Source organism: Psychrobacter sp. 1U2 (genome assembly GCF_051847575.1).
On sequence record NZ_JBPYDC010000012.1, the window covers coordinates 14,076 to 29,575 of the forward strand.

The window sequence follows — 15,500 nt, forward strand, 5'->3', positions numbered from 1 at the left end:
TTTATATCTTGGCTATTTTGATAAATGGTTGACCGTCCAAACCGCCGCTTCAACGCGAGAGCGTAGACCTGTTTTATTAAGAATGTGTTTGACATGAACCTTGACTGTCGATTCTGCGATATTAAGGTGACTGGCGATCATTTTATTACTTAACCCTTCTGCTATCATTTGAATCACTTGTAGCTCTCGGTTAGTCAGATTGCCAGCGATATCTTCTATACTCGGCTTACGCATCGTTTGCGCTAATATTGAAGCTAGATTGGGGCTAATCACCAGCTCGCCTCGCAGCACTTTTCTGATATCGATAATAATCAGCTCAGGCTCCATATCTTTGAGCAGATAGCCATCGACGCCGAGCTTTAGAGCTTCTTGCACATCTTCACCACTGTCAGAGACGGTAAATAACAGCACCTTGACTTCGATATCACGAGCTCTTATCTCTTTGAGCGTCTCGATACCGGTCAGTATGGGCATCTTATGATCTAATATCACTAGATCGACGGTATTGCTGTCCAAAAAGTCTAAGGCTTCTTGACCATTACTGACCTCGCCTGTAACCACGACATCATCTTCGAGGCTCAATAGCTCGGCGATACCGCGGCGCAGCATCGGATGATCATCAACCAACAACAGCTTGGCAGGTGAGCTTGGGGTATAAACAGTCGTCGTCATAAAACACTCATAAATTAACAATGGATGTGAAATAAAATAAGTTTTTAGTTTTCTAGATTTTAAGAGCTCAATTTTTAAGAGTTTAGCCTTTGGGATTATTTGTTTGTACCGTCATATAATCATCAAAGAAGCTAGGGACAAACCTCACGATAACACTAGTGCCCTTAGTGGCTACAGCCTTATTATCCGTGATAATTAAATCCCCTCCCAACTGATAGGCGCGCTCTTTCATAATCATGAGTCCATGATGCTGGGTCTGATTGACTGTCCCTGACATGCCAATACCGTCATCGCTGATTTGCATAGCGATATAATTACTCTCATCATCATAGCCTAGATGAATGGTGACGTTATCAGCTTTAGCATGGCGGCTCACGTTTGAGAGCGCTTCGCGTATAATTTGGATCAAATGTACTTGTTCGGCGGCCGTTAAGTTAATAGACATAATCTGATTGCTTACCGTTATCTCAAAACTGCCTTTTGCGGCAAACTCATCAGCAGCCTCATATAAGGCCTCATCGAAATTGTCACTATCGATGGTCAAACGAAAGGTAGTGAGTAGGTCTCTGAGCTCTTGATATGCAGAGCTGAGTCCGTATTTGATCTGAGCGATATGCTGCCAAAGGGTAATTTGATTGGGTTCATCTAAAGCAAGCTTGCGTTCATTATCAGTTGATTTTTTGAGATGTTTTTCGAGCACGCTCACTTGAATCTTCAGATACGATAAGGACTGAGCTAAAGAGTCGTGTAACTCTCTAGCGATAGTGGTACGCTCTTCTAATAAGATGAGCTGATGCTCTTGTTGTCTTTGTCGGCGTAAGGATAAAGCGGTGCTCACTAGGTTGGTTAACGCCACAATCAGTTCGCTGTTTCGATGATCCAAATAAGTATTATCGGCATCCACCATCGCAATACGCGCGCCTTTTTGGATGTTATCTTGAGGGTTATTAGCCGAGGCAGACTCAGAATGAGCCATTAGCACTGATTTGGGTCGCACTTGTAATTCGCCAAATTCAAAATCTTGATGCACGATAGGGTAGGTTTGGGTGTAGCTATCTTCTCTGATCAGACAATTGTTACAAGTGAGCTTAGTGCAGAGTTCGCGCATTTTATCATCATGCAAAGCGATACTGTCTTTGTCGTTTAAAAGCCCACTTTGAATACACAAAGTAAAATCTAGATGGGAGAAGATATTACCAAAGTCGGTAATGAGATTGTCGAGCTTATGTAAGCTGACAGGGCTAATGGTAAGCTGTTTGGAGAAATCATAAAACAGCGATAAGGCTTGATTGGCTTTGACTAAATGCTTAGTCTTGATCGCAACTTCGTTTTCAAGCGAGTGCTGATAAGCTTCAATGGTGCTCGCCATATCATTAAAAGAGTCGCCAAGCGCTTTGAATTCGGTATAGCCGGTTATCGCCACCCGAGTCTCGCTGTTGCCTTCTTTGAACCGACTATTGGCTTTTATCAGTCGTTGTACCGGAAATAGAACGTTTTGGCGCAGCTTATACATACCAACAAGCATAATAATAATCGTCAGTAATAATGAGGCGATTTGCAACGCTTGCTGCCAGTTTTGGCGCTGCTCGTTTCTATACTGTAATTCATCAACAAAACCATCGACATCTTTGATGTATTTAGAAGAGGCGATATAAAAGCCCTCTTTATTTGCTGAGAGCAAAATAGGCTTTAAGCGCTCAAACCACTGCGACTCTATCCGTTCAAGCTGTTCATTGATAACTTGATGTTCATTGGCATAGGCGAGCTGATAAGTGCGCAGGCTTGCCAGTCTGCTCTCCATGTCTGCAATTAGGGCTGATATTTTATGAGCATCACTTTGGCTTGCACCATTTAATCTATCCGCTGCGATTATCTCATTATTTGAGCCATTAGTTGCCCTGTCTGCAGAGTCGTCGTCAATGCTTAGATTGGCAGGGCTATTGGTTTCAAAGTCAGTAGCAATCTGAAAGTTGATACGATAAGTGGCCATCCGTATTGAGCCTGCGGTGTTAATCGCTTGCCCGTCAGCTTCTGACACCCATGCCAACATACCACTTCCTAAAGCCGATATAAAACACAAGATAGCAATTGCGAATACGGAAACTAAGGCTTGAATCGGTAGAGAGTGACGAAGGATTCTGTGCATATCGAATGAATATTACCTATTAAAGAAGGAGTGAAGCTAATTAATATTTAGGGCATCTAACATTAAGGCTATCAAAAATTAGCGCTTATAAGTTAGATTATAAGCCAGGAGTTGGTCTTAGATATACCCCTAAAGCAGTAGTCAGCTTGAAGGGCTCATTATTACCTCTTTGAGCGCAGCCGCTACCTCTATGTATGAATATCACAAATAGTCCTCGTATAGTACCGTAAGTCATGACTTTTTGCTTGAGCATAAGCGAGAGATAACGCTAGCCCTATAAGCGTAAATGACAGTAAGCGAGGAGTAAAATGAGTAATAAATATAATACAAGAGGCGGTAAGCTCATCAACGATTGGCGTCCTGAGGTCGCAGAGTTTTGGGAAGGAGGAGGTGAGAGGGTTGCCAAGCGTAACTTATGGATATCCATACCCGCCTTACTATTGGCCTTCGCCGTGTGGATGGTGTGGAGTGCGGTCATTGTACATTTGCCAGAGATTGGTTTTGCTTTTGATGACGGCCAGCTTTTTTGGCTCGCGGCACTGCCAGGATTGACGGGAGCGACACTGCGTATATTTTATTCCTTTATGGTGCCTATCTTTGGTGGTAGGCGTTGGACGGCGATCTCAACGGCCTCCTTATTAATTCCTGCACTATGGATGGGCTTTGCGGTACAAGACCCTGAAACCCCTTTTAGCGTCTTTGCTATTATTGCGCTGCTTTGCGGCTTAGGCGGCGCTAACTTTTCTTCATCGATGTCTAATATCTCCTTTTTCTACCCTAAGGCTAAACAGGGAACCGCACTGGGTCTTAATGCAGGACTCGGTAATTTAGGCGTATCGGTCATGCAGTTTGTCGTGCCTATCGTCATTGGCTTAGGCATATTTGGCGCTCTAGGCGGCGCCCCGCAGATCACAGAAGCAGGGAAGACGCTCTATCTACAAAACGCAGGCTTTATTTGGGTACCTTTTATCATCCTGGTTTCTATAGCCGCTTGGTTTATGATGAACGATATTTCATCGGCTAAAGCGTCTTTTAAAGATCAATCGATCATCTTTAAGCGTAAGCATAACTGGATTATGTGCGTTCTATATATGGCAACCTTTGGCTCATTCATTGGGTTTTCAGCGGCGTTTCCTATGCTGATAAAAAACTCTTTTCCTGAAATCAACGCCTTAAAATACGCCTTTTTGGGGCCATTAGTCGGAGCCTTATTCCGTCCTTTAGGAGGCTGGATAGCGGATAAGTTAGGCGGCGCGCGAGTGACCTTCTGGAATTATATCGTGATGATTATTGCCGTCATCGGCGTGATGTATTTTTTACCTAACGAGAGCAGCAGTGGCAGTTTTGTGGGCTACTTTATCTCATTTATGGTTCTATTCATTACCACCGGCATTGGTAACGGCTCTACCTTTAGTATGATCCCCGTTATTTTTAGGACCTTTTTAGAGCGCCTAAACCCCGAAAGAGTGGGCACAGAGGATCTGTTTATTGAGATCCGTAAAGAGTCAGCTGCTGTGGTTGGTTTTACCGCTGCTGTCGCTGCTTATGGTGCGTTTTTTGTGCCAAAAATGTTTGGCTCAGGACTGGGTATCACTGGTACGTTTATCGCACTTATCTTTTTTTACGTTATTTGTATTGTCTTGACATGGTGGTATTACAGCCGTGCTAAGGCAGAAATCCCTTGCTAGGTTTCTCGGAATTAAAGGATTAACTTTTTTCTCTTTGCTACTTATCACTTTGCTACTTACTTAGGTAAGTAGCTTTTTTTTGACTAAAACATCAAGCCTTGGTTTTATTGCTGCAAGCTACTTCCAGTCTACCACTAAGGGAGTAGCTATCTGCTCACGTTAGATAATATCAACATCGCTATAGCAGCATTAGAATAATCATATCGCAATAGTCTTGCTTTGGCCTTCAGTATTACAGTCTTCACTTTCATCTGTAATTAGACGTAGTCAGTCAGTAGCCAAAACTTATAGCAACTCAATATAGACTGCAAAATAGAGGATAGATACATGAGTCATTTACTCGACCAGTTCCGCTTTTTTACCCGCAAAAAAGGAGAGTATGCCGATGGACACGGCGAAGTGCGTGATGAGTCGCGCGCTTGGGAAAATGTCTATCGTAGCCGCTGGCAATATGACAAGATTGTACGCTCAACCCATGGGGTGAACTGTACAGGCTCTTGCTCGTGGAAAATCTATGTCAAAAACGGTCTAGTGACTTGGGAGACGCAGCAAACGGACTATCCTGAGACGCGTCCTGATCTACCCAACCATGAGCCGCGCGGCTGTCCTCGCGGTGCTAGCTATAGCTGGTATATGTACTCAGCTAACCGTATCAAATATCCTAAGGTTCGTAAGCCGCTACTCAAATTATGGCGCGAAGCCAAAGCGCAGTACCCTGATCCTGTTGAGGCTTGGGCCAGTATCGTACAAGACCCGATCAAAGCAGAACAATATAAGTCTAAGCGCGGTTTGGGTGGCTTTATTCGCTCAACATGGGGCGAGGTCAACGAAATCATCGCCGCCAGTAACGTCTATACTGCCAAGACTTTTGGTCCTGATCGTATTATTGGCTTCTCGCCAATTCCTGCGATGTCGATGGTCAGCTATGCCTCTGGTAGCCGTTATTTATCCTTGATCGGCGGGGTTTGCTTATCGTTTTATGACTGGTATTGCGATTTGCCGCCTGCCTCTCCTATGGTTTGGGGCGAGCAAACTGACGTGCCTGAATCAGCGGATTGGTACAACTCTGATTATATTATCGCTTGGGGCTCCAACGTGCCACAAACGCGGACGCCTGATGCGCATTTCTTCACCGAAGTCCGTTACAAAGGTACAAAAACCGTCTCTATCACGCCTGATTATGCAGAAATCTCTAAGCTTACCGATTTATGGCTGAACCCTAAACAAGGAACAGATGCGGCAGTCGCTCAAGCCTTTTGTCATGTGATTATCAAAGAGTTTTACCTCAAGCAGCCAAGTGACTATTTCTTAGACTATGCTAAGCGCTATACCGACTTACCCGTGTTAGTGATGTTAGAGGGCGAGGAAGGTGCACGCCGTGCTGGTCGCTATCTACGTGCTTCAGATCTAGTTGATGACTTGGGGGAGGAAAACAACCCAGAATGGAAAACCATTGGTTTGAACCATGATGGTGAGCTAGTATCTCCACTGGGCTCTATCGGTTATCGCTGGGGCGAAAAAGGCAAATGGAATCTTGAGAACAAAAATGGTGCAACGGGCGAGGATATCGACTTAACGCTGACGCTAAAAGACAGCGCCGAGACTTGCAAGGTAGACTTTGATTACTTTGGTCATGTTGACCATCCACACTTCACCTCAGTGCCAGGCGAGCCCATACAGAAAAAAACCGTTCCTTGTAAGACGATTACCCTTGCTGATGGCAGCACTGCTGTTGTTGCGACCGTATTTGATTTAACCGTAGCAAACCTTGGGGTAGATAATGGCGTTGGCGGCGAGTACGTCACCGATGACTATAACGATGCAACCGTACCAGGCACGCCGGCATGGCAAGAAGTGATCACTGGTCTGAGCCGTGAGCGCGTCATTCAAGTCGCCCGTGAGTTCGCTGAAAATGCGCATAAAACGCATGGCAAATCAATGATCATCATCGGCGCGGGTATGAACCACTGGTACCACCTCGATATGAACTATCGCGGCGTGATTAACATGCTCATGCTATGCGGCTGTATCGGTAAGTCAGGCGGCGGCTGGGCGCATTATGTTGGTCAAGAGAAACTGCGCCCCCAAACCGGCTGGTTGCCATTAGCCTTTGCTCTTGATTGGCATCGTCCACCTCGTCATATGAATGGTACCAGTTTCTTCTATGCGCACAGCTCGCAGTGGCGTCATGAGACTATCTCAGCACATGAGATTCTCTCGCCCAATGCTAATAAAAAGTTCTTCCCTGAGCATATGCTGGACTACAACATTCAAGCAGAGCGGGCAGGCTGGTTGCCATCAGCGCCGCAGCTCAACCGTAATCCGCTGACTATCGCTGCCAAAGCTAAAGAAAGTGGCAAAGACATAGAAGAGTATGTCGTTGACTCTTTAGAAGACGGTAGCTTACGTTTTGCTTGTGAATCACCGGATAACCCAGCTAACTTCCCACGTAATATGTTCATCTGGCGCTCGAACCTATTGGGTTCGTCAGGTAAAGGCCATGAATATATGCTGCACTATTTCTTAGGTACCAGAAATGGTTTGCTTAATGAAGAAAACCCTACCGGACACCTGCAACCAAAAGAAGTAGATTGGGTAGAAAAAGGCCCAACCGGTAAGCTTGACTTAGTCGTGACCTTAGATTTCCGCATGTCCTCGACCTGCTTGTATTCTGACATCGTGCTACCAACGGCAACGTGGTATGAAAAAGACGATATGAATACCTCTGATATGCATCCGTTCATTCATCCATTAACGGCTGCTACTGATCCGGCGTGGGAGTCTAAGTCGGATTGGGAGATCTATAAAGGCATTGCCAAGAGTTTTTCTGAGATATCCAAAGGCCATTTGGGTGTTGAGACTGATGTCGTGACTTTGCCTATGCAGCATGATAGCCCAGGGGAGCTAGCACAGCCCTTTGGTGGTACCGACTGGAAAACCGCTGGCGAAAAACCTGTTCCCGGTAAAAACTGCCCGATGATCAAGATTGTTGAACGTGATTATCCTAATACTTATAAAAAGTTCACCTCTATGGGGCCTGCACTCGAGGCATTAGGTAACGGCTCAAAAGGCCTAAACTGGGATATGAAAACGGAGGTTAAACAGTTAGGAGATCTCAATCGCCGTGTCACTGAGCCTGGTATCTCTGAAGGTCGCCCGCGTCTTAACACCGCTGTAAATGCGTCTGAGATGATTTTGATGCTAGCCCCTGAAACTAATGGCCATGTGGCAGTTAAAGGTTGGAATGCTTTATCTGAATTTACCGGTCGCGACCATGCCCATCTGGCTAAATCGAGCGAACATGAAAAGATTCGCTTCAAAGATATCGTCGCTCAGCCGCGCAAAATTATTTCCAGTCCTACATGGTCAGGTATTGAATCTGATGAGGTGAGCTATAACGCTGGTTATACCAACGTTCATGAGCTGATCCCTTGGCGCACCATTACTGGCCGTCAGCAGTTCTATCAAGATCACCCTTGGATGCAGGCGTTTGGTGAGCAAATGCAGCAGTATCGACCTCCTATCGATACTAAAACCACAGACATTATCAAAAATGCTAAGCCCAATGGTAATAAAGAGATTGTGCTGAATTTCTTAACGCCGCACCAAAAATGGGGTATTCACAGTACGTACTCTGAAAACTTACTGATGCTGACCCTTAGTCGTGGTGGTCCTTGTGTTTGGATGTCAGAGGTTGATGCGGCAAAAGCAGGTATCGTCGATAATGATTGGATTGAGCTGTTCAATGCTAATGGTGCACTTACCGCCCGCGCTATCGTCAGCCAACGAGTCAAAGAAGGCATGACCATGATGTATCACGCGCAAGAAAAGCTAGTCAACGTTCCAGGCTCTGAGCAAACCGGTATACGTGGCGGTATCCACAACTCAATGACGCGGACTATCTTAAAGCCAACTCACATGATTGGTAGCTATGCGCAGCAGTCTTATGGCTTTAACTACTACGGCACTGTGGGCTGTAACCGCGATGAGTTTGTGGTAATCCGCAAAATGTCGAAGATCGACTGGTTAGAAGAAAAGCCTGATAACGCTTTACCGCGTCCGCTACCGACTACCCTGGATAGCTAAAGCCACTTTTATACATCAGTACTTTACAGTACTTCTTATAGCAGTATTTGGAGCACACTCATGAAAATTCGTTCACAAGTCGGCATGGTACTTAACCTCGACAAATGTATTGGTTGCCACACCTGCTCAGTTACCTGTAAAAACGTTTGGACCAGTCGTGAAGGTATGGAATACGCTTGGTTCAATAACGTTGAATCCAAGCCCGGTATTGGCTATCCCAAAGAGTGGGAAAACCAAACTAAATGGCGCGGCGGCTGGATACGTAACGCTAACGGCACTATCAACCCACGTATCGGTGGTAAGTTCAGAGTTTTGGCAAACATCTTTGCCAATCCTGATTTACCAGAGATTGATGATTATTACGAGCCGTTTGACTTCGATTACCAACATCTGCATACCGCGCCTATCGGTAATTACTCGCCTATTGCTCGTCCACGTTCAGCCATCACTGGCAAACGTATGCAAAAGATTGAATGGGGTCCTAACTGGGAGGAGATCTTAGGCTCAGAGTTTGAAAAGCGCCGCAAAGATAAAAACTTCGATAATATTCAAGCCGACATCTACGGGCAGTACGAAAACACCTTTATGATGTATCTGCCACGTCTGTGCGAGCATTGCCTGAACCCGACTTGTGTCGCGGCCTGTCCGAGTGGTGCGATCTATAAGCGTGAAGAAGACGGTATTGTGCTGATCGACCAAGAAAAATGTCGCGGCTGGCGTATGTGTATCTCAGGCTGCCCGTACAAAAAAATCTACTATAACTGGAAATCGGGGAAATCAGAAAAATGTATCTTCTGCTATCCGCGTATTGAAGCGGGTATGCCAACCGTTTGTTCAGAGACTTGTGTTGGACGTATTCGTTACCTAGGCGTGCTGCTGTATGATGCGGATAAAATCGCCGAAGCGGCCAGCACTCCTAATGAGCAAGATCTGTATCAAGCGCAGTTAGATATCTTTTTAGACCCCAATGATCCGGCAGTGATTGCTCAGGCTCTTAAAGATGGCGTACCGCAGTCGGTTATCGATTCTGCGCAGCGCTCACCAGTTTATAAGCTGGCGATGGATTGGAAGCTGGCGCTACCGCTACATCCTGAGTACCGTACGCTACCGATGGTGTGGTATGTACCGCCATTATCACCGATCCAAAACGCAGCCGAAGCCGGTCAAGTGGCGATGGATGGTCTGATTCCCGATGTCGATAGCTTACGTATTCCGCTACGCTACTTGGCTAATATGCTCACCGCTGGTGACGAAGCACCTGTGCGTCTAGCCCTAAAGCGCCTGCTGGCGATGCGTAGCTACAAGCGTATGCAATTGGTCGAAAAGCAAGAAGTACAAAGCATCTTGGATGATGTCGGCCTGACTAAGCTGCAAGTCGAAGAGATGTATCGTTATCTAGCGATTGCTAATTACGAAGATCGTTTTGTGATTCCAACTGCCCACCGTGAAGAAGCTCTAAGTGATGCTTTCGCTGAGCGTAATGGCTGCGGATTTACCTTTGGTGAAGGCTGTTCAGGACATTCTGATAACAGTATGTTCGGACAACGCAAAGCCAATCGCCGCGATTTTATCGATACCGTACAAAAGTGGGAGTCATAAGATGCAAACTTCGCAAATATACAACCCAGAAACTGTCGATACTACCCTTGATAGTTCTCTTAATTCAGTCTTTGATGAATATGAAAATAATGAGCCAATGCCGCCAAATATCGGCGACTCGGATCTCAAGCTACTCAAGGTCATCAGCTTGCTTATAGACTACCCCAGTAACGAGCTTTTTGTTGGCGACACCTTAGCGGACTGTGCGGAGATAGTAGCGACTTCGCCCTTAATCAGTCCTGAGGTGCGCGCGCAAATCATCAATTTGATTGAAGACTTGATTGATACAGGATCTCTTGAATCGCAAGCGCGTTATGACGGTCTGTTTGAGCGTGGTCGCTCTTTATCACTATGGCTGTTTGAGCATGTGCATGGCGAGTCGCGTGATCGTGGTCAAGCGATGGTCGATCTGATGAATCAATATGAAGAGGCCGGGTTTGAGATTGGCGTCAAAGAATTACCGGACTTTTTGCCATTGTATTTAGAATTTTTGGCCTATCAAGCGACGGTCATTGACGATGATATTCAGATACGTATGGATATCGCTGATGTCAGCCATATCATCGCGCTACTGGCGGCCCGTCTTGAAGAACGCGGTAGTATCTATCAAGGCTGCTTTAATGCGTTATTGCAAATCGCTGGCAAGCCACTTGCGGTGATTGAAGAGTATCAAGAAAAGATCAGTAAAGAAAAACCCGATGACACCTTTGATGCGATAGATAAAGAGTGGGAGGAGGAGGTTGTCGATTTTATGGATGCTCAGCAAGAAGAGCGTTGTTCTTCTCAAAGTAATACCCAAAACCTAGCCGCTAAAGCAGGCGTCAGAAAGCCCGCTGCCAAACTGGTCGATGCTCCTGTGCACTGGGTAGACTTCAAAAGCCATTCGGCCAATTAATCATAGGGAGACAAGACATGGATATTGCAGGTCCTAACTTAGAGGCTTTAGCCGGCCTAAATTTGTTACAGATATTTCTGTTTGGGGTTTATCCTTATATTGCTTTGGCTATCGCTATTGTCGGGACATGGGTACGTTTCGATTTATCGCAGTATTCTTGGAAGACCGGCTCTTCGCAGATGCTAAGAACTAAGAACATGCGCTGGGCGAGTAACCTGTTCCATGTAGGGATCATTGTGGTACTACTTGGCCATTTATTTGGGATGCTAACCCCTCATTTTCTCTACGAGTCGTTTATCAGTGCTGGACGCAAGCAAGTCGTCGCAGTTGTAGTCGGCGGTATCGCTGGGGTGGCCTGCTGGATCGGTTTGGCTATGCTGATGTGGCGACGCTTCACTGATGATCGTATTTCCAACACTTCAAACTTCTCAGATAAGCTAGTACTGGTGTTGTTATTTGTGCAGCTGAACTTAGGTCTCATGTCGATCTTTACCTCAGTGCAGCATTTAGATGGCTACACAATGATGAACCTTGCAGGCTGGGCGCAGGATATTACTATCTTGAGACCGATACAGGCCGCTGCCCGTATTGAGCAAGCCGATCTGATTTACCAGCTACACATGGCACTAGGGATTACGCTAATCATGATCTTCCCATTTACGCGCCTGATTCACATTATTAGTGCCCCAGTGTGGTACTTAGGTCGACGTTATCAGATTGTTCGGCAGAAAAAAGCGCAGTAGACAAAAGCAAATAATGACCCTTTGTATAGTGATTGGCATTGACGTTTTGTGAGTGATACTATAAGATTCATTTCAAATGAATCTTATAGAAGTATTCATTTTTTCATTCATCAATAGGCAATCCACTAAGGATATATAATGGCTTCACCAAAAACTATAGAAATCGTAACCGCAACTGTTCCTGTTCTCGAAGAGCATGGCACGGCTATCACTACGGTCTTCTATCAAAACATGTTTAATAAGCATCCAGAGCTCTTAGATATTTTTAACGAAACCAATCAAAAACTAGGTCGACAACAGACGGCGTTGGCAACTACGGTTCTAGCCGCAGCAAAGCATCTTGAAAAATTAGAGACACTGCTACCACAAGTGACGCAAATCAGCCACAAACACCGCGCCCTACAAATCTTACCTGAGCATTATCCTATCGTTGGCGAGCACTTAATCGGCGCGATAAAAGAGGTGCTTGGAGAGGCTGCAAATGATGATATCATTGACGCTTGGACTGAGGCGTATGATGAGATTGCAGATGTTTTTATTCAGCTCGAAAAAAACATGTATGAGCAAGAGATGTGGGAAGGGTTTGCGGCATTTAAAGTCGTCGAAAAGAGCGCTGCAGCTACTGACATCGCCGCCTTTACTGTCGTTCTGGTTAATGATGATTCAGAAAACAACGAGCAAACGATTGATCTAAGCAAATTGAACCTAACCGCTGGTCAATACATCACCGTAAAAACCGACCCAAAAGATAGCGATCATGCTGCACTACGTCATTACTCTTTATATTCAACCAGTACTGATAAAGGCATTCAGTTTGCTGTAAGACGCGACAATCGCAATGAGCATTATGGTTTGGTGTCCAATCATTTACACGATGAGGTGGAGGCTGGCGATACTATTTTATTGTCTGCGCCTGCAGGCGACTTTGCGCTTAATCAAGAGCTTATCAACCAAAACGACATCCCACTAGTATTGATGAGTGCTGGCGTTGGTGTTACGCCCATCTTATCGATGTTAGAAGCGCAAGTGAAGGCCAATCCGAAGCGGCCTATCATTTGGGTCTATGCTTGTCAAAACCAGGCGCATCATGCGTTCGAGACGCAGGTTAATGAGCTATTAGCAACGGCTGAAAACGTTGAAAAACATATTTTTTATTTTGACTCTAACCAAATACTAAATGAGGCATGGCTTGCTAAGCTACCACAGCCTGCTGATATTTATGTTTGCGGCTCAATGCCATTTATGGAGAGTATGATTGATGGACTGATGACACTCGATCACGGCGTAGATAGTGTTCATTATGAGCCGTTCGGTCCTAAAATGAGCTTAGAGCTGTCTTAATATATCCTTAATTTTGTTATGAACCAGTAGTGGAGTATCCCATATGACCGTCAACACTTATAACCCAACTGAACAGACCAGTACTGCTTCTAACAACGCTATGGATAATGAAGATATTATCCGTATCATGCCAACGGCGTCTGATCTCAAAAAGCCGCATTCTGATCAAGAGTTTATTGATCGAGCACTGGCGGAGGAGCGCAGCAATCATAAAAATTTGATTGCGTCGAGCCGTGATGAGCTACCGTCGGTGACGGTCAATGGGATCATGATCGATAGAACCGCTATTGCCCAAGAAGTTCAGTATCATCCAGCGGAAACTAAGGAAGATGCTTTGTTTTTGGCGACACAGGCGCTAGTGGTGCGGGAGCTGTTAAAGTTTGCGGTACTAGATGAGCCAAGCCTTGGCGAGGCGGCATGGGAGAGCGATGAGGAGCAGGCGATCTCAGCCTTAATTGACAAAAACGTCAAAGCCTCTACTCCAGATATGGCAACTTGTGAGCGCTATTATCAGCAAAACATCACCGACTTTAAGACCGACCCGATCATGTCGGTGCGTCACATTTTGTTGGCGTGTTTACCTGAGGATGGTGAGGAGCGCTTAACGCTCAAAAGCCAAGCTTATGAGCTTATTGAGCAGATCAAAAATGACAACAATCCTAGTGCTGAGTTTGTAGAATTGGCGCGTCAGTATTCTGCTTGCCCTTCTAAAGAGCAAGGCGGGGAGCTGGGCGTTATCGATAAAGGACAAACCGTACCGGAGTTTGAAAAAGCACTCTTTAATTTAGAGGTCGGCCTTGCGCCAAGCCCTATCGAGAGCCGGTATGGTTTTCATATCGTCGAGGTGTTAGATAAGCAGCCTGGTATTCAGATGACTTATGAGCAGGTCAGCCCAGCTATCCATAATAAGCTGAGCCAACAAGCTTTTCACCAATCCTTGTGTGATTATCTGTTTACGCTAGAAAACGAGGCTGATATCGAAGGCATTGAGATGACTCTTGAGCAAGAGAATATCTTTCGCGGATAAGTGCGAGTTGTTCAATTTTCATCTTTTAAACTCCGATACCCTAAGTGGGCTGCTACCTCTTAAGGAGTAGGCAAAACCTACTTAGGGTTATTTTTTATACCATCGTTACTTGTCATAATATATATACCAAATCATTCCTATTCACAACCCGAGGCAACGCTTAGAGCACACAACTTATTCAATATTAATGGTAATCATATATGAACGATCTCGCCAACACGACAGGGAGAGTTTCACTCTACTCGCCACAGGCTGATCAGCCAACCGGCCAGCGCATCACATTGGCGCACCCTGAACCTTCTACTCTTGTCTCGACATCACTGGTTGACGGCTTTGCTCGGCGCCTAACTTACCTACGTCTATCTATTACTGATTTTTGTAATTTTCGCTGCGAGTATTGCCTGCCTAATGGCTATCAAGGCAAGCCGCCTGAAGGTGAATTGAGCGTGTCTGAAATTGACACTCTTATCCGAGGGTTTGCAAAAGTTGGCACCAAAAAGGTGAGAATCACCGGTGGTGAGCCTTCTATTCGCCGCGATGTGGTCGATATTATGCATACTATTAAGCAAACTCATGGTATCGACACCATGGCGATGACCAGTAATGGCTATAAATTGGGTAAGCATTTGGCCAACTGGGATGCCGCTGGGCTCAATCAAATTAATATCAGTATGGATAGCTTCGATGCCGATATCTTTCATAAGATGACGGGTTTTAATATGTTGCCGCAGTTGCTGTCTGATATGGATAAACTCCTAGAAACCACCGATATTAAGCTGAAAATAAATAGTATCTTAATGGCAGAGACTGCTTTTGAGAACTTAATAGCCGCGATGGATTACGTCAAGCAGCGTCCGATCACTTACCGTTTTATTGAGTTTATGCAGACCAGCGACAATAGTGATTTGTTCTTCGCTCAGCACGCCCAGTCCGATACGATTATTGATTATTTATTAGAGCACGGCTGGCAGCCGCATGTACGCGGTAGCAGTGATGGTCCAGCGGTGGAATATAGCCATCCTGATTATTTGGGTCGCATCGGTATGATAGCCCCTTATGCCGCTCACTTTTGTGACAGTTGTAATCGCCTAAGAGTGAGTAGCCAAGGTAAAGTGCACTTATGCTTATTTGATCAGGGTAACTACGATATCCGTGAGCATCTACGTCAAGATGATGTCGAGGGGCTGGTTAAGACGCTGCACAGCTTTATGCCAATCAAGCCTGAACACCACCATTTGCATGATGCCAATAGCGGCATGATGGCTAATCTATCCATGATCGGTGGTTGAGAGATCGGTGGTTA

The 15,500-nt window shown here is 45.5% G+C and carries 10 protein-coding genes; 8 read left to right on the forward strand and 2 right to left on the reverse strand.

The genetic code is table 11. The features are described 5' to 3' along the window. Positions 1 to 12: 12 nt before the first annotated feature. Positions 13 to 672: a two-component system response regulator NarL gene (narL, locus tag ACS8FD_RS07390; protein ID WP_439275197.1), complete on the reverse strand. Its 660-nt coding sequence runs from the start codon at positions 670 to 672 to the stop codon at positions 13 to 15. A gap of 82 nt (positions 673 to 754) precedes the next feature. Further along, complete coding sequence (locus ACS8FD_RS07395) at positions 755 to 2,722, reverse strand: histidine kinase (protein ID WP_439275198.1); 1,968 nt, start codon at positions 2,720 to 2,722, stop codon at positions 755 to 757. A gap of 404 nt (positions 2,723 to 3,126) precedes the next feature. Here ACS8FD_RS07395 and ACS8FD_RS07400 point away from each other — a divergent pair, with 404 nt between their 5' ends. The 8 genes from ACS8FD_RS07400 (at position 3,127) to moaA (ending at position 15,486) form a co-directional block, all read left to right on the forward strand. Next, entirely contained in the window at positions 3,127 to 4,506 is a 1,380-nt protein-coding gene (locus ACS8FD_RS07400) for a NarK family nitrate/nitrite MFS transporter (protein ID WP_439275199.1), read from the forward strand. A 327-nt stretch (positions 4,507 to 4,833) separates the two neighbouring features. Continuing rightward, positions 4,834 to 8,592 (forward strand): nitrate reductase subunit alpha, encoded by a 3,759-nt coding sequence (locus tag ACS8FD_RS07405; RefSeq protein WP_439275200.1) that lies wholly within the window; start codon positions 4,834 to 4,836, stop codon positions 8,590 to 8,592. 60 nt (positions 8,593 to 8,652) lie between these two features. Next, a complete protein-coding gene (narH, locus tag ACS8FD_RS07410) occupies positions 8,653 to 10,191 on the forward strand; it encodes a nitrate reductase subunit beta (protein ID WP_439275201.1) in 1,539 nt (512 codons plus the stop codon). 97 nt (positions 10,192 to 10,288) lie between these two features. Further along, a complete protein-coding gene (narJ, locus tag ACS8FD_RS07415; RefSeq protein WP_439275260.1) occupies positions 10,289 to 11,086 on the forward strand; it encodes a nitrate reductase molybdenum cofactor assembly chaperone in 798 nt (265 codons plus the stop codon). 17 nt (positions 11,087 to 11,103) lie between these two features. Continuing rightward, a complete protein-coding gene (narI, locus tag ACS8FD_RS07420) occupies positions 11,104 to 11,829 on the forward strand; it encodes a respiratory nitrate reductase subunit gamma (protein ID WP_439275202.1) in 726 nt (241 codons plus the stop codon). Positions 11,830 to 11,967: 138 nt separating this feature from the next. Beyond that, positions 11,968 to 13,170 carry a globin domain-containing protein gene (locus ACS8FD_RS07425; protein WP_439275203.1) on the forward strand — a complete coding sequence of 401 codons (1,203 nt, stop codon included), beginning with the start codon at positions 11,968 to 11,970 and terminating at the stop codon, positions 13,168 to 13,170. A gap of 43 nt (positions 13,171 to 13,213) precedes the next feature. Next, a complete protein-coding gene (locus ACS8FD_RS07430; RefSeq protein ID WP_439275204.1) occupies positions 13,214 to 14,197 on the forward strand; it encodes a peptidylprolyl isomerase in 984 nt (327 codons plus the stop codon). Positions 14,198 to 14,397: 200 nt separating this feature from the next. Continuing rightward, entirely contained in the window at positions 14,398 to 15,486 is a 1,089-nt protein-coding gene (moaA, locus tag ACS8FD_RS07435) for a GTP 3',8-cyclase MoaA (RefSeq protein ID WP_439275205.1), read from the forward strand. The last annotated feature ends 14 nt before the right edge of the window (positions 15,487 to 15,500 follow it).

Coding starts and splice junctions, on each gene's coding strand:
- narL (WP_439275197.1), bottom strand. CDS start 672: ATGACGACGACTGTTTATACCCCAAGCTCACCTGCCAAGCTGTTGTTG.
- ACS8FD_RS07395 (WP_439275198.1), bottom strand. CDS start 2,722: ATGTTGGCATGGGTGTCAGAAGCTGACGGGCAAGCGATTAACACCGCA.
- ACS8FD_RS07400 (WP_439275199.1), top strand. CDS start 3,127: ATGAGTAATAAATATAATACAAGAGGCGGTAAGCTCATCAACGATTGG.
- ACS8FD_RS07405 (WP_439275200.1), top strand. CDS start 4,834: ATGAGTCATTTACTCGACCAGTTCCGCTTTTTTACCCGCAAAAAAGGA.
- narH (WP_439275201.1), top strand. CDS start 8,653: ATGAAAATTCGTTCACAAGTCGGCATGGTACTTAACCTCGACAAATGT.
- narJ (WP_439275260.1), top strand. CDS start 10,289: ATGCCGCCAAATATCGGCGACTCGGATCTCAAGCTACTCAAGGTCATC.
- narI (WP_439275202.1), top strand. CDS start 11,104: ATGGATATTGCAGGTCCTAACTTAGAGGCTTTAGCCGGCCTAAATTTG.
- ACS8FD_RS07425 (WP_439275203.1), top strand. CDS start 11,968: ATGGCTTCACCAAAAACTATAGAAATCGTAACCGCAACTGTTCCTGTT.
- ACS8FD_RS07430 (WP_439275204.1), top strand. CDS start 13,214: ATGACCGTCAACACTTATAACCCAACTGAACAGACCAGTACTGCTTCT.
- moaA (WP_439275205.1), top strand. CDS start 14,398: ATGAACGATCTCGCCAACACGACAGGGAGAGTTTCACTCTACTCGCCA.